The organism is Pseudoxanthomonas sp. 134C1 (genome assembly GCF_057773065.1).
On sequence record NZ_JBYMTH010000001.1, the window covers coordinates 212,556 to 230,343 of the forward strand.

Annotated in this window: 18 protein-coding genes; 10 read left to right on the forward strand and 8 right to left on the reverse strand. The window is 66.3% G+C overall.

Going from position 1 to position 17,788, the window contains the following annotated elements; genetic code table 11:
• Positions 1 to 36: 36 nt before the first annotated feature.
• Together AC3DEZ_RS00925 and purU are read left to right on the forward strand one after the other, a co-directional pair.
• Positions 37 to 549: a MarR family winged helix-turn-helix transcriptional regulator gene (locus tag AC3DEZ_RS00925; RefSeq protein WP_488386520.1), complete on the forward strand. Its 513-nt coding sequence runs from the start codon at positions 37 to 39 to the stop codon at positions 547 to 549.
• A 93-nt stretch (positions 550 to 642) separates the two neighbouring features.
• Positions 643 to 1,494 (forward strand): formyltetrahydrofolate deformylase, encoded by an 852-nt coding sequence (purU, locus tag AC3DEZ_RS00930; protein WP_488386521.1) that lies wholly within the window; start codon positions 643 to 645, stop codon positions 1,492 to 1,494.
• A gap of 21 nt (positions 1,495 to 1,515) precedes the next feature.
• Here the strand turns inward: purU and AC3DEZ_RS00935 are convergent, their stop codons facing one another.
• Entirely contained in the window at positions 1,516 to 2,415 is a 900-nt protein-coding gene (locus tag AC3DEZ_RS00935) for a LysR family transcriptional regulator (RefSeq protein ID WP_488386522.1), read from the reverse strand.
• Positions 2,416 to 2,549: 134 nt separating this feature from the next.
• On the opposite strand from AC3DEZ_RS00935, the gene AC3DEZ_RS00940 reads away from it, so the two are divergent.
• Positions 2,550 to 3,545, forward strand: coding sequence for an aldo/keto reductase (locus AC3DEZ_RS00940; protein ID WP_488386523.1), 996 nt, complete (start codon positions 2,550 to 2,552; stop codon positions 3,543 to 3,545).
• Between the two features lie 59 nt (positions 3,546 to 3,604).
• On the opposite strand, the gene AC3DEZ_RS00945 is transcribed toward AC3DEZ_RS00940, so the two are convergent.
• The gene (locus AC3DEZ_RS00945) at positions 3,605 to 4,390 is read right to left on the reverse strand and encodes a TSUP family transporter (RefSeq protein ID WP_488386524.1); all 786 of its coding nucleotides are present in this window, start codon (positions 4,388 to 4,390) and stop codon (positions 3,605 to 3,607) included.
• A gap of 135 nt (positions 4,391 to 4,525) precedes the next feature.
• Here AC3DEZ_RS00945 and AC3DEZ_RS00950 point away from each other — a divergent pair, with 135 nt between their 5' ends.
• Positions 4,526 to 5,866: a M20 family metallopeptidase gene (locus AC3DEZ_RS00950; RefSeq protein ID WP_488386525.1), complete on the forward strand. Its 1,341-nt coding sequence runs from the start codon at positions 4,526 to 4,528 to the stop codon at positions 5,864 to 5,866.
• Positions 5,867 to 5,939: 73 nt separating this feature from the next.
• Here AC3DEZ_RS00950 and AC3DEZ_RS00955 read toward each other — a convergent pair whose 3' ends face one another.
• The 5 genes from AC3DEZ_RS00955 to AC3DEZ_RS00975 all read right to left on the reverse strand — a co-directional run bounded on the left by AC3DEZ_RS00955 (position 5,940) and on the right by AC3DEZ_RS00975 (position 10,926).
• Complete coding sequence (locus AC3DEZ_RS00955; protein ID WP_488386526.1) at positions 5,940 to 6,503, reverse strand: hypothetical protein; 564 nt, start codon at positions 6,501 to 6,503, stop codon at positions 5,940 to 5,942.
• A gap of 32 nt (positions 6,504 to 6,535) precedes the next feature.
• Positions 6,536 to 7,954 (reverse strand): hypothetical protein, encoded by a 1,419-nt coding sequence (locus AC3DEZ_RS00960; RefSeq protein ID WP_488386527.1) that lies wholly within the window; start codon positions 7,952 to 7,954, stop codon positions 6,536 to 6,538.
• Entirely contained in the window at positions 7,951 to 9,021 is a 1,071-nt protein-coding gene (locus AC3DEZ_RS00965) for a hypothetical protein (protein ID WP_488386528.1), read from the reverse strand. The genes AC3DEZ_RS00960 and AC3DEZ_RS00965 overlap by 4 nt, the downstream gene beginning before the upstream one ends.
• Positions 9,018 to 10,013, reverse strand: coding sequence for a hypothetical protein (locus AC3DEZ_RS00970; protein WP_488386529.1), 996 nt, complete (start codon positions 10,011 to 10,013; stop codon positions 9,018 to 9,020). Before AC3DEZ_RS00970 ends, AC3DEZ_RS00965 begins: the two co-directional genes overlap by 4 nt.
• A gap of 505 nt (positions 10,014 to 10,518) precedes the next feature.
• Positions 10,519 to 10,926: a protease inhibitor I42 family protein gene (locus AC3DEZ_RS00975; protein ID WP_488386530.1), complete on the reverse strand. Its 408-nt coding sequence runs from the start codon at positions 10,924 to 10,926 to the stop codon at positions 10,519 to 10,521.
• Between the two features lie 52 nt (positions 10,927 to 10,978).
• Here AC3DEZ_RS00975 and queF point away from each other — a divergent pair, with 52 nt between their 5' ends.
• The 4 genes from queF to icd all read left to right on the forward strand — a co-directional run bounded on the left by queF (position 10,979) and on the right by icd (position 14,419).
• The gene (gene queF / locus AC3DEZ_RS00980) at positions 10,979 to 11,794 is read left to right on the forward strand and encodes an NADPH-dependent 7-cyano-7-deazaguanine reductase QueF (protein WP_488386531.1); all 816 of its coding nucleotides are present in this window, start codon (positions 10,979 to 10,981) and stop codon (positions 11,792 to 11,794) included.
• 107 nt (positions 11,795 to 11,901) lie between these two features.
• Positions 11,902 to 12,201: a LysM peptidoglycan-binding domain-containing protein gene (locus tag AC3DEZ_RS00985; protein WP_488386532.1), complete on the forward strand. Its 300-nt coding sequence runs from the start codon at positions 11,902 to 11,904 to the stop codon at positions 12,199 to 12,201.
• Between the two features lie 48 nt (positions 12,202 to 12,249).
• Positions 12,250 to 12,735, forward strand: a complete 486-nt coding sequence (locus AC3DEZ_RS00990) for a hypothetical protein (RefSeq protein WP_488386533.1) — start codon at positions 12,250 to 12,252, stop codon at positions 12,733 to 12,735.
• 355 nt (positions 12,736 to 13,090) lie between these two features.
• The gene (gene icd / locus AC3DEZ_RS00995; RefSeq protein WP_488386534.1) at positions 13,091 to 14,419 is read left to right on the forward strand and encodes an isocitrate dehydrogenase (NADP(+)); all 1,329 of its coding nucleotides are present in this window, start codon (positions 13,091 to 13,093) and stop codon (positions 14,417 to 14,419) included.
• Between the two features lie 379 nt (positions 14,420 to 14,798).
• Here the strand turns inward: icd and AC3DEZ_RS01000 are convergent, their stop codons facing one another.
• A complete protein-coding gene (locus tag AC3DEZ_RS01000; protein WP_488386535.1) occupies positions 14,799 to 15,023 on the reverse strand; it encodes a hypothetical protein in 225 nt (74 codons plus the stop codon).
• Between the two features lie 123 nt (positions 15,024 to 15,146).
• On the opposite strand from AC3DEZ_RS01000, the gene AC3DEZ_RS01005 reads away from it, so the two are divergent.
• Both AC3DEZ_RS01005 and aceK read left to right on the forward strand, forming a co-directional pair.
• Positions 15,147 to 16,019 (forward strand): LysR substrate-binding domain-containing protein, encoded by an 873-nt coding sequence (locus AC3DEZ_RS01005; protein ID WP_488386536.1) that lies wholly within the window; start codon positions 15,147 to 15,149, stop codon positions 16,017 to 16,019.
• Positions 16,016 to 17,725 (forward strand): bifunctional isocitrate dehydrogenase kinase/phosphatase, encoded by a 1,710-nt coding sequence (gene aceK, locus AC3DEZ_RS01010; RefSeq protein ID WP_488386537.1) that lies wholly within the window; start codon positions 16,016 to 16,018, stop codon positions 17,723 to 17,725. The genes AC3DEZ_RS01005 and aceK overlap by 4 nt, the downstream gene beginning before the upstream one ends.
• Positions 17,726 to 17,788: the final 63 nt, after the last annotated feature.

Below are 17,788 nucleotides of genomic sequence, written 5' to 3' on the forward strand. Positions count from 1 at the left end.
CTCGCGCAACAGATATCTTTATGTCAAGATATTTCCATGAAGAAGCCCGATACGCCCGAACCCGACCTGATCGACCAGTTGCTGGCCGACTGGCGGCGCGAACGTCCTGACCTGGATGCCGGCGCGATGGCGGTCGCGGGGCGGGTCCTGCATCTGGGACGCCTGCTGGAAGCCCGGGCCGACGAATGCCTGAAGCCGCTCGAACTCAGCTATACCGAACTGGATCTGCTGGCGACACTGCGCCGGTCCGGCGCGCCTTACCGGCTGTCTCCGACCGATCTGCGCCAGTCCGTGCTGCTGACCTCCGGGGCGATGACGGCCTGCCTCAACCGGCTGCAGGCGCGCGGCCTGATCCGGCGCGAACCGGACCCGCGCGATGGCCGTTCCCTGTTCGCGGTGCTGACCGCCAAGGGCGTGAAGCTGGCCGAGCGCGCCATCGCGCTGCGGTTCGATCAGGCGCGCAGGGCGGTGGCCGCGCTGGACGCCGGCGAACAGGCGACACTGGCGGGACTGCTGCGCAAGCTGGGCCAGGGCATGGCGGAGGGCTGATCGGTCGCGCCGCCATCGCTACATTCGCCGGCGGACATGGTGCGTGCGCGGGGCGCGGCCCTACACTGGTCCGTCCCCCCACGCGGCCGCCCCATGCGCCAGGATCACATCCTCACCCTGTCGTGCCCGGATCGCACCGGCATCGTCTATCGGGTCACCGGGCTGCTGTTCGAATCGGACTGCAACATCATCGATGCGCAGCAGTTCGGCGACGAGGAATCCGGCCGTTTCTTCCTGCGCGTGCATTTCGACCTGCCCTCCGCGGCGGCGTTGCCGGCATTGGAGGCGCGCTTCGAAACCTTGGCCGAAGCATTCTCGATGAGCTGGCAGATCCACGACGCCCGCCGCAAGGCGCGCCTGCTGGTGTTGGTCAGCAAGCAGGGCCACTGCCTCAACGATCTGCTGTTCCGCGCGCACAGCCGGCAGTTGCCGGTGGAGATCGCGGCGGTGGCCTCGAACCATCGTGACTTCGCGCCGCTGGCCGCCTCCTACGGCGTGCCTTTCCATCACCTGCCGGTGGATGCCGACAATCGTGGCGCACAGGAGCGCCGGATCCTGGATCTGGTCGAACAGGCCCAGGTGGATCTGGTGGTGCTGGCGCGCTACATGCAGATCCTGTCGCCGGATCTGTGCGATGCGCTGGCCGGGCGCGCCATCAACATCCACCACAGCTTCCTGCCCAGCTTCAAGGGCGCGCATCCGTACCACCAGGCGCATCGTCGCGGGGTCAAGATCATCGGCGCCACCGCGCACTACGTGACCCGCGATCTCGACGAAGGTCCGATCATCGAACAGGACATCGCGCGCGTTGATCACGCGATGACGCCGCGCGATCTGAGCCGGCTGGGCAGCGATACCGAATCGCTGGTGCTGGCGCGCGCGGTGCGCCGGCACGTAGAGCATCGCATCCTGCTCAACGGACATCGCACGGTGGTGTTCCGCTGATCCGCGTGGAAGCCGCCGCGGTCAGGGCGGCGGCAGAACTTCGCGCAGATAGTCGATGAACACCCGCAGCTTGGGCGGCAGATGTTCGCGCGCCGGATAGTAGATGTGGAAGCCGGCGAACGGCTGCTGCCAGTCCTCCAGCACCCGCACCAGCGCGCCGCTGCGCAGATCCGCCTCGATCTGGGCCTCGAACACCTGTGACATCGCCAGCCCCTGCCGCACCAGGACCAGGCCGAGATCGCTGTCGTTGACGATCAGGCGGCCACCCACTTCCACGTCGAAATCGCAGCCCTCGCGGGTGAATTCCCACGCCATGAGGCGACCATTGCTGCGCCGGTAGCGCACGCATTCGTGGTGGACGAGGTCGGCGGGTTCGGTCGGGGCGGGATGACGCCGGAAATAACCGGGGGTGGCGACGATGGCCTGGCGTTGCATGGGACCGATCGGCAACGCCACCATTTCCCGGGCCAGCGACTCGCCCAGGCGGATGCCGGCATCGAAACCGCCGGCCACCAGATCGGCCAGCGCCGGTTCGACGAACAGTTCCACCTGCACTTCCGGCCAGCGCGCCATGAACGTTGGCAGATGCGGCGCGATCATGCGCTCGGCCACCACGTTCGGCAGGTTGATGCGCAGGTGCCCGGCGGGCCGGTCGCGCAGGAAGTCCATGTCGCGGAAAGCCTCGTCGATCTGACGCAGGCCGGGCGCCACCTGTTGCAGAAAACGCTGGCCGTGCTCGGTCAGCGCGACCCGACGGGTGGTGCGGTTGAGCAGGCGCACGCCGAGTTGGCGTTCCAGCGCGCGCACGGTCTGCGACAGCGCGGAGGGGCTGATCTCCAGTTCCAGCGCGGCGCGGGTGAAGCTGGCGTGGTGGGCGACCCGCGCGAAGGCGAGCACGGCCGGCAGCGGATGGGACGCCATTATGAAGCTCACCTTCAGACAGGATTAGGATATTGCGTCTTTATCGGCGCAATCACCAGTTCTATGGTGATCAGGTCGCACCGGCACGGCATCGCCGCGCCGGTGCGACCTCCCCCATCCGCAAGGAGTTCCCGATGAAAACCCGCACGCTGGGCCGCCATGGCCCGACCGTCTCCACCCTCGGCCTGGGCTGCATGGGCATGAGCGCCTTCTACGGCGGCCGCGGCGATGAAGGCGAATCCATCGCCGTGATCCACCGCGCGCTGGAGCGTGGTCTGAACCTGCTGGACACGGCCGACATGTACGGCCCGCATACCAACGAAATCCTGGTCGGCAAGGCCATCGCCGACCGCCGCGACCAGGTGTTCCTGGCCACCAAGTTCGGCATCCGCCTGGATCCGGCCGACCCGCACGCCCGCGGCGTGGACGGCCGCCCGGAGTACGTGCAGGCCGCCTGCGACGCCAGCCTGCAGCGGCTGGGGGTGGATCACATCGATCTGTACTACCAGCACCGCGTCGATCCGCAGGTGCCGATCGAGGACACCGTGGGCGCGATGTCGCGCCTGGTCGAACAGGGCAAGGTGCGTTTCCTCGGCCTGTCCGAAGCCGCGCCGGACACCATCCGCCGCGCCCACGCGGTGCACGCGATCACCGCGGTGCAGACCGAGTATTCGCTGTGGTCGCGCGAGCCCGAGAGCAACGGCGTACTGGACGCGGTGCGTGAACTGGGTATCGGTTTCGTGCCCTATTCCCCGCTGGGGCGGGGTTTCCTGACCGGCGCGATCCGCTCGCTGGCGGATTTCGACGCCGACGACTATCGCCGCCACTCGCCACGTTTCCAGGGCGACAACTTCGCGCGCAATCTGGCGCTGGTGGATCAGGTGCATGCGCTGGCCGCGGCCAAGGGCGTGACCGCCGGCCAGCTCGCGCTGGCCTGGGTGCTGGCGCAGGGCGAGGATCTGGTGCCGATTCCGGGCACCAAACGCCTGCGGTATCTGGAGGAGAACCTGGACGCAATCGACGTCGTGCTGACACCGGAAGAACTGGCCGGCATCGAGGCCGCGTTCCCGCTGGAAGCGGTGGCCGGCGATCGCTACACCGCCGCCGGCATGGCGATGGTCAGCCGCTGAGCATCAGCGGCTCCCCTCACGCGTCCGGCCATCGCCGGGCGCGTGACGACCACACCCGATCACAGCGCCAGCCACTGGCGCAGCGGATGTGCCGGATCCGCCAGCAGGCGGATCGCCAGCGCGATGGAGACGGTCACCAGCAGCGGCTTGATGATCCGCGCGCCCTGTTTCATCGCGAAGCGGGACCCCAGTTGCGCGCCGATGAACTGCCCGGCGCCCATCGCCAGACCGACTTTCCACAATACCGCGCCGGTGGCGAGGAACACCACGAACCCACCGACGTTGGAACCGAAATTGAGGAACTTGGTGTGCGCGGTGGCCTTGAGGATGCCGTAGCCGGCCAGGCTGACGAAGCCCAGCATCAGGAACGAACCGGTGCCCGGTCCGAACAGGCCGTCGTAGAACCCCACCACTGGCACGAAGCCGAAACCGAACGCGGTCACGCTCATGCGGCGATGCTTGTCCACGTCGCCGATGTTGGGCTTGAGCCCGAAATACACCGCGATGGCGATCAGCAGGAACGGCAGCGCCGCCTTCAACCAGTCCCCCGGCATCACGGTGGCCAGCAACGCGCCGCCGACCGCACCCAGCGCCGCCATCAACGCCATCGGCCATTGCATGCGCAGGTCGACGTGGCCGTGGCGCGCGTAGCTCCAGCTGGCCGATGCGGATCCGAACAGCGATTGCAGCTTGTTGGTGCCGAGCGTCTGCAACGGCGGAATGCCGGCCAGCAGCATCGCCGGAATGGTGATCATGCCGCCGCCACCGGCGATGGAATCGATGAACCCGGCCAGCAGGCCGGCGAGGAACAGCAGCAGCAGGATCTGCAGGGCGACGTCGTGCATGGGGTTCTAGGAAAGAGAAGCGGCCGCCCGGCGCTTTTATCACCCGGGAACGTGCTGCGGCCAGCATTCTAAGCGTTGCCGCGCGCGGCTGCCGGGATCGGGTTAGCATCGGCCGATATCGCCGGGAGATCCTTGATGCGCACCATCCTGTCCTCGACACCGCTGTTGTTCGCCCTGCTGCTGCCTCCCGCCTTCGCCCAGGATGCCGCGTCCGCCGTCCAGCGTCCGGAGGTGGCGACCGCCGCGCAGCAGTTGCAGGACAAGGTGGTCGCCTGGCGGCGCGATTTCCACCAGCACCCGGAACTGTCCAACCGCGAGGAGCGCACCGCCGCCCAGGTGGCCGCACACCTGCGCAAGCTGGGCCTGCAACCGAAGACCGGCGTGGCCTTCCATGGCGTCACCGCGGTCATCAAGGGCGGCAAGCCGGGACCGCGGGTGGCGCTGCGCGCGGACATGGACGCATTGCCGGTGACCGAACAGACCGGCCTGCCGTTCGCTTCCAAGGCCACTTCAACCTATCGCGGCGAAGCGGTCGGCGTGATGCACGCCTGCGGCCACGACGCGCACACCAGCATCCTGATGGGCGTGGCCGAGGCGCTGGTGGCAATGCGCAAGGAGCTGCCCGGCGAGGTGCTGCTAGTGTTCCAGCCCGCCGAGGAAGGTCCGCCGAGCGGCGAGGAAGGCGGGGCATCGCTGATGCTCAAGCAGGGCCTGTTCGACGACTTCAAGCCGGACGCCGTGTTCGGTCTGCATGTGTTCGCCAACATTCCGGTGGGACACATCGCGGTGCGCCAGGGCCCGATGATGGCGGCCTCGGATCGCTTCAGCATCCGCATGATCGGCCGCCAGACCCATGGCTCGCGGCCTTGGGGCGGCATCGATCCGATCGTGGCGATGGCGGATTTGATCGGCAGCGCACAGACGATCGTCAGCCGCCGCACCGATATCTCGCGACTGCCGGCGGTGGTGACCTTCGGCGCGATCAAGGGCGGCATCCGCTACAACATCATTCCGGACGATGTGGAGGTGCTGGGCACCATCCGCACCTTCGACGAGGGCATGCGGCAGAAAATCTTCGCCGACCTGACCAACGTGTCCAAGCATGTCGGCGCCGCGCACGGCGCGCGCGCGGAAGTGAACATCGAAAGCCACGACGGCAATCCGCCGACGATCAACGATCCCGCCCTGACCGCCCGCATGCTGCCGAGCCTGCGGGCGGTGGCGGGCGTGGACAACGTGTTCGAGCCGCCGCTGCAGATGGGTTCGGAGGACTTCTCGCTGTACGGGCAGAAGGCCCCGGCGATGTTCTTCTTCGTCGGCGCCACCGGCAAGGACGTGGATCCCGCCACCGCGCCGAGCAACCATTCGCCGAAGTTCCTGCTTGACGAAGGCGCGCTGGACGTGGGTTTCCGGGCGTTGCTGCAGGTCACCCTGGACTATCTGAACGGCACACCGGCACCGGCCACGGCCGGCTAGATGTACACGGAGGTGGCCGACTTCCAAGCGGAACCGGCCACCTCGATCGGGATCGATGGAACCGACGGCCGCCTCAGGATTCAGGCCGGCGCTTCGCCTGGCGATACTGGCGCTTGTCGCCCGCGTGCTGTCCATCGGACTGGACGTTGACGCATACCCGATCCCCGCAGATCACCGCATCGGACGCATAGAAGGCACGGAGGACGGGAACCGCGTCCTCGTAGCGCTGAAGCTCATCCCTCGCGGAAGCGAGTTCACGGCGGTAGTAGCCCAGCACGGTCCAGGCGACGAGGATTACCAGCAACAAGGCGCCCCCTGCGGCGGCAAACCACAGCCATGCCGCATGGCTCAATCCCCGCAGGCGCGCGGAGATCTTCGCCATGGTTTGATCACATTCGACGGCGAGCGGTGAAATCACGCCCCTCACCTCCTTCTCGATCTGGATGCCGGCATCACTGACGGTCTTCGTGATATCGACCCGGAATCGGCTCGCTTCCTGGCGCAGCGTCTGCATGTGCCGTTCGAGCGACGTCGCCATGCGGGTTTCCTGCTGCCCCAGTGCCGCGTGCAGCATCAGGATTGCGCCTGTCGCATCCTCCAGGGCGCGCCGCGTGGCTGCATCGGTTTCCATGTTCATTGCTCCCATTGCTTCCTTTTCCCGGCACTGCTTTATCTACGCATGACGGGAGGCTCATGGGACCTCACTGCCGGTTGTTCCTGTGAACGCTGATGCTCTTCGGCATGCTGTCTGGCCAGCCACCGCTCGCCGAGCTGCGCCAATCGCTGCCCTTCGAATGATTGCGAGAATGCCAGCGCGACGCGGTCGAGGTGCTCTCTGTCGCCGCTCCGTAGTGCGGTCAAGGCCTGATTGAGATGGGGATTGTCGAACGGCCCCGACGCGGGTTGGTAATGGCCCTGACGATCGCCCGCGGCGCCATTCATTCCAGCCGGTGGCATCGCCTCGGCTGGCCGTCGCCGTGGGGGTTCCCGGTCCGGCCCTTCATCGTTCCGGGCCCGGCCTTCCGCCTCGACCGCCGTGAGCACGTACTGCCAACGCGTCTGCCGCGGATTGGCGCGAACCGCGTCGGCGAAACCCTGGTACTGATCGGGATGGATGGTCTGGCAACCGGCCGAGTCGGTGTTGTTGCGCGAGCCGGCATGGACCTTGAACGTGGTGTTCAAGTTCTGTACGCCGTTGATGTCCGTCTCGGTGAACCGGCCATCGCCGTTGGTGTCGCGTTGTATCTGGCCGAGTCCTGTGGTTTCGGCCGCCCTGGTTGGGCGCAAGGAAAAATCTCCCGGATTGCCCCTGGCCGGATGTGTGGTCTTCTCCATTTCGATGGTGCCCGCTGCCAGGCGTCCAAGGTCCAGCATGCCATCTCCATCAACGTCCTCTCCCTGAATCTTGCGGGGCCGTGTCACCTGCTCATACCCCGGACTGGGAGGAATACGACGCCCTTCGACACCACTACCGAGCGGTCTCCGGCCATCGCTTCCGACATGATGACCGTACTGCGCGGTCGGTTCCGTATTCGCGCGATCCGCGATGTATACGCGCCGCGCGCCCTCCGTGGTCCGGCTGAGCGCCACGATGTGATCGTCGTAGACGCCGGTGCCGGCCAGACCGGTGCCGCCCATCGAGGCCAGGGTCGAATTCTCTTTGCGTAGCCCGAGCAGTACGCTTTCGCCGTCGCGGCGCAAGGCGTCGTAGGCGGCCCGGGTACCGCGGGTTTCCACGATGCTGGCGTAGACGTCATGCTGTTGCGCCTCGGTCAGGCCCACGAGCTCGTTGGGTGCATTGGCCTCCCGGCTGTAAGCCGGCATCCGTGGTTCGCGCAATGCCTGTCGCAGCCGGTTCCACACCTGCGCATCCGTCCCGGCACGACCGGGGCCATCCAGTTCGACACGCAGCCCGGCCGCGACGTAACGATCCAGTGCTTCCTGCACCCCGGGCCGCTCGGCCTCGCGCCTGGCTTCCAGCAACCGCAGCGCTTCGGCGTGCTCACTCCGGCGAAACAGCGCGATGACCTGATCGGCGCTGTCGCGGATGTCGATATCGGTGGATGCGGTGGAATGCGGGTTTCTCATGGGGTGTCCTCCGGAGCACCCGAAGAACCGGGCGCCATCAGATAGCGGTCAATATGGCTGTCGTAGCGGGGTGGGCAGGCCCGCTCCCCCTGTTCCATAAGACAGGGCCAGAGTTCGGCAGGCACCTGCTCGCGAAGTTCGAACCGGTTTCCCGTCCACACCAGGAAACCGAAATGCGCCTTGTAGCCGCCGTAGAAGTCACCGAACGCACGCGGGTCCGACGCCGGCAGGGGCGGCGCGTAGTACTCGTCTTCCCGCTCGTCCTTCACCGGCTCCAGCACCCAGCGCATCACCGGCACGTAGTCCAGTCGGGTGAGGTCCAGGCGCGCGTCGCTCTTCTTCGCATCGCCCTCGGGCAGGAGATACCGGCCATAGCGGCGGCGCTCGGCCCGGGTCAGCGTGGGAGCCGGAGGAGCCAACGTTCGGGTCACGTCCTCGGGCTTGCCGCCCTTGTGGACGCGATACAGCTTGAACTGGCGCAGGAAAGCGTCGCGGGGCCAGCACTTGTAGGGCCAATCCGGCCAGGTCGCATCGCATTCCGGCCCGTACACGAGATACACGGTGGTATCCGGGTCGGGGCCCTCGAAGGAACGAATCCAGAACGAACTGAGGTGCGCAATGACGACCACGAAGTCCGGCCGTTGGCCCAAGCCTTTGACCGCGCGGAACTTCTGCTTCTCCACCGCCGCGGCTTCGCGCTCGGCCGCGCTCAGGAAGGTGTGCCCCTCCGGAATCTGGCGCAGGAACGCCGCCATATGCGGCGGCGGCCAACCGTAGCAGGCGCGGTCCTGGAGAGGAGGCTCGGGAGCGAAAAAATCCTTTCTGCAATCCGCACCGAGCACTTTCTCCACCGCGAATCTGTCGGGTAAACCGGAGGTCGGCGCGGATACAGCGGGGTTTGTGATGGCCGGTGCAGGCTTCACCACAGAAGTGGACGATGTCTGCGGCGGCGCAGCGGACACGTCCGCTTGCGCCGTCCCGATCAACAACCCCGCGAGAACACCGAAGCGCACAAGCGTGCCCCTGTCCACCCACTTGGCAGAGGCTGTGGCGAATAATAGCGTCATGGGTTGCGGCTCCCGGACTCGATTGGCGCAGGTGCGGTCAGATAGCGGTCAATGCGGCTGTCGTAGCGGGGTGGGCAAGCCGACTTGCCCCGCCCCGTGCGGCAGGGCCAGAGTTCGGCAGGCACCTGCTCGCGAAGTTCGAACCGGGTTCCCGTCCACACCAGGAAACCGAAATGCGCCTTGTAGCCGCCGTAGAAATCATCGAACGCACGCGGGTCCGACCCCGGCAGGGGCGGCGCGTAGTACTCCTCTTCCCGCTCGTCCTTCACCGGCTCCAGCACCCAGCGCATCACCGGCACGTATTCCAGGCGGGTGAGGTCCAGACGCGCGTCGCTCTTCTTCGCATCGCCCTCGGGCAGGAGATACCGGCCATAGCGGCGGCGCTCGGCCCGGGTCAGCGTGGGAGCCGGAGGAGCCAACGTTCGGGTCACGTCCTCGGGCTTGCCGCCCTTGTGGACGCGATACAGCTTGAACTGGCGCAGGAAGGCGTCATAGGAAATGCACTTGTACCGGCCTCTAAGACGCCAACTCATATCGCATTCCGGTCCGTACACGAGATACACGGTGGTATCCGGGTCGGGGCCCTCGAAGGAACGAATCCAGAACGAGCTGAAATGACCGATGATGGTCACGAAGTCCCGCTGTTGGCCCAAGCCTTCGACTGCACGGAACTTCTGCTTCGCCGCAGCCGCAGCCTCGCGCTCGGCCGCGTCCAAGAAGGTGTGCCCCTCCGGAATCTGGCGCAGGAACGCCGCCATATGCGGCGGCAACCCGCCGTAGCAGGCGCTGTCCTGGAGAGGTGGATCGGAAGCGAAACTCGTTCTGCAATCCGCTCCCAACGCTTCCTCCACTGCGTAGCGGCGCGCAGGGTCGGTTTCCCCCACCGTGATCCTTTTGCCGGATCCCCCCGCATGCGAAACCGCTGAGCAGATCGCGCAGCCCGCGAACATGGCCAGATGAACATAGCGTCGCGCAACCGGCTTGCCCGCCATGGCAACCTCCTCTCAAGTCCTAGTTGATGTTCCCGATGCCCCTGCCATTCCCCACTTTTTTCGGCAGTGCGCTTTCGAGTTCACGTTGGACATTGCCCTGAACCTTTGGAATCGGAGTTGTCCGAATTCGAATGTCCGGCGAATTACGTCGAAGAACCGGCCTGTTTTCCCGCCGCACTCAGGTGGGCGGTGGAGCCAATGCGCTGGCGTGGAAACCTGCCGATCGCCAGGCAATGCGGGCGCCAGACCTGCGTGGATGGAATATGGTTTCGGGTGCGCGATGAAAGCCATCGCCGGACACCTACGACGACGGATGTCCCAAGGTCTGCTTTGTTCCGGATCCAGGGGATGATCGAAAGCGATCATTCCTGGCCGTGGCGTGGCGACAAACGGAGATCTGAGGGACAGGCTCCTCCACGCAGGCGATCGGAGTCGGGTCCTCCGTGCCCGGTGCACCGGATACGTTCCACTCCATGGCGTCTCTATGGGCCCGGGGTGCTCACCGTCACCCGATAGCGCACCTCGCGCGCCGGTGGTACGTCCTTTTCCCAGGTGCGGCGGTAGACGAGTCGCAACTCGGCGACGCCCGATTGCTCGGCCACGAAGCGCCACCCGCTCCGGGCATTGGCGGCGCGGCGGGGGTGTCGTCGGCCAATGGCGGCGGCGTGGTCTGCCGCAGCACCGGCGCGCCGGTTTCGACCAATTCCCAGCCGTAGCCGGTGCTGGCATTGGCCGGCAGGGCAAGGTCGAGGAAGCCGCCCACCGCCAGTTCCCGCACTTCGGCGCTGGCGCCACCGGCCGGCGCGGTCCCGGCCGATGGCGGCGGCGGGGGTGCGGCGGGGAGTGGCGCGCAGGCCGCCAGCACGCACGCCAACCCGGCGGCGATGCCGTGACGCGCTCCGATGCTTCCCATGACGGTCTCCGAGGCCGCCTAGCGTACAGGCGGACGGGACTAAACTAACACCATGAGCAAGCCCGAAGATTCCCTGCTGGGGCGCGAAGTCGCCTATCCGGATCACTACGATCCCAGTCTGCTGTTTCCGATTCCGCGCCGGCAGGCGCGGGCCGAGATCGGCATCGCCGACGACGCGCTGCCGTTCATCGGACACGACCGCTGGCACGCCTACGAACTGAGCTGGCTGGACGCGCGCGGCAAGCCGCGGGTCGCCACGGCCACCTTCTCCGTGCCTTGTGACTCATCGAACCTGATCGAATCCAAGTCGCTCAAGCTGTTCCTCAACTCGCTCAACGCCACCCGCTTCAACAGCGATGCCGCGGTGCTGGAGTGCATCCGCACGGATCTTTCGGCGCGCGCGGGCGCTGACGTGACGGTGGCGTTCGGATTGCCGCCGATGGTCGAAACAATCGAGGGCGAATCGCTGGATGATCTGGACGTTGAGATCAATCACTACGGTCCGCCGCGCCCGGAAGGCCTGCTCATCGACAGCACTGTCCTGGTGGAGGAAACCCTGGTATCGGCGCTGCTCAAATCCAACTGCCCGGTCACCGGCCAGCCCGACTGGGCCACGGTGGTGATCCGCTACGCGGGCCCGCGCATCGACCGCGCCGAACTGCTGCGCTATCTGGTCGGTTTCCGCGGCCACGCCGAGTTCCATGAACAATGCGTCGAACGCATCCATTGCGATTTGATGACACATTGCTCGCCGCAATGGCTGTCGGTGGAAGCGCGCTATACCCGACGCGGTGGCCTGGACATCAATCCGTGGCGCGCCACCCCGGGCGTAACCGCGCTTCCGGCGCAGCGCGAACCGCGTCAGTAGCGGCTTGCTGAAGGCCACGTCGGCCTTCACGCCAATCCCATGATTTCTTAACAGGGCGCATGCAAGGCTAGCTCGTCCCAACATCCTGCACGGAAGGACGGTTGTGTATGAGCAACGAGAAGAAAGCGGATTTTTCGGGCGTCACCGCGAAGGTGGATTCCACCGAACAACAGAAAGCCGATTTCTCCGGTGTCACCGCGAAGGTGGACAGCACCGAAGAGGCCATCGGGGAGCAGAGCTACACGATCGAGAAGGGCGACACGCTCTCCAAGATCGCCAAGGAACATTACGGTAGTGCCAACGCCTGGAAGCACATCTTCGAGGCCAATCGCGACGTCATCGAGGACCCCGACCGGATCTTCCCCGGCCAGGTGATCAAGCTGCCGCCCAAGGACAGCATCGCCTGATCCGCTCACCTCACCGACCATTCAACGGCTGACACAAGGACTGACACCATGAAGCAGAACCGCATTTCCTATGCCCTGATGATCGCGCTGGCCGGCACCGTGGCCCTGGCCGCCTGCAAGAAGAAGGAAGAACCGGTCGCCGCGCCGCCAGCCGCCACCGAACCCGCTCCGGCGCCCGTACCGGCTGAGCCCGCACCGGCTCCCGCCGTGAGCGCGACCGGCGTGACCGTGGGCAATGCCGCCGCCGCCGACAAGTCGGTCGCCGCGGTGTCCACCTTCACCCCGAAGGACAAGATCATCGTGTCGGTGAAGACCGATGCGAGCGCCCCCGCCGATGCGACCATCGATGCCAAGTTGACCTATCAGGATGGCCAGGTCGCGGGGCAGCAAAGCACCAAGCGCACGGCGGATGGCGATGGCACCACCAACATCGAGTTCACCAACGCCAATCCCTGGCCCGCCGGCAAGTACAAGGTCGACGTGACCTTGAACGGCCAGGCCGTCGGCATGACCCAGGAAATCGAAGTCAAGTAATTCCCACCCTCTCTCCCACCCTGGTGGGCAAGCTCGGGCGCGGTGCGAACCGCGCCCGCTTTTTTTGTGCGAAACCCTCGGCGTCACCTTCACCCCACCGGCGATCTTCGGCCAGGTCCTGGAAACCTCGCAGGATGCGGGCGAGCCGCACCGGCCCTGCGGTGAGGGTTGCGGCGGTTGAACGGGTAGGCCCCCGGCGTCCGTACGCCGGGCCATGGTGATCCGGGTTTTGCCCATGACTGCATAAACCGCGACAATGGGCGTCCGCTTCATCCCTGTCGTACCCCTTTTCGTTCGTCCCTTTGTTCACCCTGCGCGCGGCGTGCCGCGTGCCATCTCAACCGGGAGCAGTTCCATGGCAGAACCTGTCCTCACCCCGCCCCCCGGCGGTGAGAAGATCACCATCTCCGGCGGCAAGCTCAATGTCCCCAACCATCCGATCATTCCCTTCATCGAGGGTGACGGCACCGGTCCGGACATCTGGCGCGCCAGCGTCCGCGTGCTCGACGCGGCGGTGGAAAAAGCCTACGGCGGCGCCAAGAAGATCCACTGGCTGGAAGTGTTCGCCGGCGAGAAATCCAACAACCAGTTCGGCACCTGGCTGCCGGATTCGACCGTGCAGGCCTGCCGCGACTACCTGGTCTCGATCAAGGGTCCGCTGACCACGCCGGTCGGCGGCGGCATCCGCTCGCTCAACGTGGCGCTGCGCCAGATGCTCGATCTGTACGTCTGCCTGCGCCCGGTGCGCTGGTTCGAAGGCGTGCCCTCGCCGGTCAAGAAGCCGGGCGACGTCGACATGGTGATCTTCCGCGAGAACACCGAGGACATCTACGCGGGCATCGAATGGGCCGGCGGCAGCGCCGAGTCGCAGAAGGTGCTGGACTTCCTGGCCAGGGAATTCCCGCAGGCGTTCGGCAAGATCCGCTTCGGCACCCAGGAGAAGGCCAACGAGTGGCAGCAGGCGCTGGAAGGCATCGGCGCCCCGCACCGCGACGTGGGCGTGGAAGTCGGCCTGGGCATCAAGCCGGTCAGCCGCCTGGGTACCGAGCGCCTGGTCCACAGCGCCATCCAGTACGCCATCGACAATGGCCGCAAGTCGGTCACGCTGGTGCACAAGGGCAACATCATGAAGTTCACCGAAGGTGGCTTCCGTGACTGGGGTTACCAGGTGGCGCGCGACTACTTCGGCGCGGTGGAGCTGGACGGCGGTCCGTGGCACGTGATTCCGGAAGGCAAGCCGGGCGCGGGCCTCGTCATCAAGGACGCCATCGCCGACGCGTTCCTGCAGCAGATCCTGCTGCGTCCGCGCGAATACGACGTGTCCGCCACGCTCAACCTCAACGGCGACTACCTGTCCGACGCGCTGGCCGCGCAGGTGGGCGGCATCGGCATCGCGCCGGGCGCCAACATCAACTACGTGACCGGCCACGCGGTGTTCGAGGCCACCCACGGCACCGCGCCCAAGTACGCCGATCTGGACAAGGTGAACCCGGGTTCGGTGATCCTGTCCGGCGAGATGATGCTGCGCTACATGGGCTGGACCGAAGCCGCCGACAAGATCATCGACGGCGTCAACAAGGCCATCGCCAGCAAGCGCGTCACCTACGACTTCGCCCGCCTGATGGACGGCGCCACCGAAGTGAAGTGCAGCGAGTTCGCCGACGAGATCATCAAGCACCTGTGAGGGTGGTGATCCGCGGTTGATGTTGCAGACGCCCGGCCTTGTGCCGGGCGTTTGTTTTGGGGGCTGGTCGATTCCCGGGCACGAAAGTCCCTTTGAAAAAGGGGCGGTGCTGAAGGCGAAGGGGGATTTGCTCTCCTCGCCAACAGCAAATCCCCCTCAGTCCCCCTTTTTCAAAGGGGGAAGCAAAGCCGGTTTCCGAGCGTCAGAGTTGCTTGTTAGCCCCCTTTTGAAAAAGGGGGCGGGCGCCAGAGGCGACGGGGGATTTGCTCTTCGTGCCAACAGCAAATCCCCCCGGTTCCCCTTTTTCGCCTTCAACAGCCGAATGGCTGATCAAGGGGAAGGTAAAAGCGGATCACACTCCCGAGTCGACGCCGCGCGCTCACCGGAACAACGACAGCGCGGTCATCTCGCGTCGCCTGCGGGCATGCAGCACCCGCAGGGCGCGCTCGTGGCGTTCGGGCGGGACTGGCCTCCGCGCCGTGGGGTTTTCGCCACCGCTCGCGCGGAGTGCTTCGGTGCTGGCGATATGACCATCGAGGAACAGCATGCCCTGGCTGACGGCGCCCAGTTCACGCCACCACGAATGCTTCGTTTCGGTACGCATGGGATTCTCCTGCCGCCGGGACATCCGGCTTGAACAGGAACCAAGTTAGGCTCATCCTGATTGCCGAAAAAGCGAAACCTCCGCAAGCCAGCCTTGAACCGGGTTCAACATGGACCATCCCGCATGAGCCGTTTGCCGCTGGACCAGATCGACGCCTTCGTCACCGCCGCGCGGATGAAGAACCTGACCCGCGCGGCCGAGGCGATGCACCTGACCGTCAGCGCGCTCAGCCACCGGATGCGCCTGCTGGAAGAACGGGTCGGGCACAAACTGCTGGCGCGCGGGCCGCGTGGCGTGGAGCTGACCCCGGAAGGCCAGCGCCTGTTCGACGCGGTGGCCACGCCGCTGGATGCGATCGGCCACGCCCTGCAACGCATGTCGGCACGCAACGACCACGTCATCACCCTGAGCCTGATTCCGTCGATGGCCACCGCCTGGCTGGTGCCGCGCCTGCCCGATTTCCTGGCGGCGAACCCGGAGCTCGGGCTGAACCTGCAATCGAGCACCCACGTGGTGGATTTCGATCGCGAGCCGGTGGACATGGCGCTGCGGCTGGGTGGTGGGCGCTGGCCGGGCGTGCGCGCGGAACATCTGTTCCACGAATGGATCCAGCCGGTCGCCAGCCCGACCTTCCTCAAGCGCCACGGCAAGCCCGCGCTCGCGCGCATCGGCAGCCTGCCGCTGCTGGGCGATCCCTCCGATCGCTGGAAGGAGTGGTTCGCCGAATTCGGCGGCGAAGCGCCGCGCCGCTTCGTGGCCCAGTTCGACGACACCGAGACCCTGCACCAGGCCGCCGCCCAAGGCATGGGCGTCGCCTTGGCGCGGCTCACCCTCGCCGAACCGCTGATCAAGGCGGGCCGGCTGGTGCCGCTGACCGGCAAATGCCTGCAGGCCGACTTCGCCCACTACCTGGTCTATCCGGAACGCAGCCTGGCCCATCCGGACTTCCAGACCGTGCGCAAGTGGGTACTGGACCAGGCGCGGGTGGACGCATGATCCAGCCCACCGTCATCGCCACGCTCATCCATGACGCATTCGCCGACTATCACGCGCGCTTCGCCGAGGTCACCCAGCGCGCGCGTCATCGGTTCGAGACCATGGACTGGTCCGGCGCGCGCGCGGACGCGGTCGAGCGCATCGAGCTGTACGACGAATGCATCGCCGAATGCGCCCTGCGCCTGCAGGCGGCACTGCTGGATCACGCACACGACCATGCGCTGTGGTCGGCCGTGCGCGACGGCTACGACCGCCTGATCGCCGACCTGATCGATCGCGAGCTGTACAAGACCTTCTACAACACCCTGACCCGGCGTTTCTTCAAGACCCGCGGCGTGGATCCGTCGATCGAGTTCATCGCGATGGACATCGAGCCGACCGACGCGATCACCCACCCGGTCGCGCGCCACAGCTACGCGGTGTCCGAGCAGCGCCCCACCGACACCTTCGTCCGGGTGCTGGGCGACTACCGCTTCGACATTCCCTACGCGCACCGCACCCGCTGCGCGGCGTCGGTCGCGATCCGCCTGCAGGATGACCTGGCGCATTGGGGCGAGAATCCGGTGCGCGGCATCGAGCTGCTGGACACGGTGTTCTACCGCGAACGCCGCGCCTACCTGGTTGGCCGGGTGTTCGGCGAACACCGCTTCTCGCCCTGCGTGATCGCGCTGGTCAACGACGGCGGCAAGCTGAAGGTGGAAGCCGTGCTGACCCGGCGAGGCGACGTGGCGCACCTGTTCGGCACCTCGCGCAGCTATTTCCATGCGGATCTGTCCACCGTCGGCGATGCGGTGGTGTTCCTGCGCTCGTTGCTGCCGGGCAAGCCGATCGACGAGATCTACACGGTGCTGGGCCGGGCCAAGCAGGGCAAGACCGAACGCTTCCGCACCTTCTTCCATCATTTCGACACCCAGGCCGGCGAGCAGCTGGTGCAGGCCGAGGGCACCCCGGGCATGGTGATGGCGGTGTTCACCCTGCCCAGCTATCCGCTGGTGTTCAAGATCATCCGCGACCGCTTCGCCTACCCCAAGGAAGTCAGCCGCAAGGATGTGGAGGACCGCTACAACCTGGTGTTCCACCTGGACCGCGTCGGTCGCCTGCTGGATACCCAGCCCTATCGTTTCCTGCGCTTCCCCCGCGCGCGCTTCGCCCCGGCCCTGCTGGAGGAACTGCTGTCCACCTGCAGGCACGGCATCACCGAGGACGGCGACGATCTGATCATCCACCTGTGCTACGTCCAGCGGCGGCTGCGTCCACTCAACCTGTACCTGCGCGAGCAGAAGCCCGAGGCGGCGCTCGCGGCGGCGATTGATTACGGCCAGGCAATCAAGGACATGGCGCGCAACAACATCTTCCCCGGCGACATGCTGCTGAAGAACTTCGGCGTGTCGCGGCACGGCCGCGCGGTGTTCTACGACTACGACGAACTGTGTCTGGTCACCGACTGCCACTTCCGCGACTGGCCGCAGCCGACCTGCTACGAGGAGGAAATGGCCGATGGGCCGTGGTTCTATGTCGGGCCCGGCGACGTGTTTCCGGAACGCTTCCCGCAATTCCTCGGCCTGCCGGCGCCGCAGGCGAACGCATTGCGCGCGGCGCATGGGGATCTGTTCCGCGCCGGCTGGTGGCGCGACCTGCAGGCACGGCTCGCCGCAGGCGATTATCCGGACACGCCGCCGTATCCGGATGCGTTGAAGCTGGCGTGATTTTCGCCTGCCGGGGCCGTAGCGCACGGGCCGCCACCAGGGCGTCCACGCCGCCGCGATGGC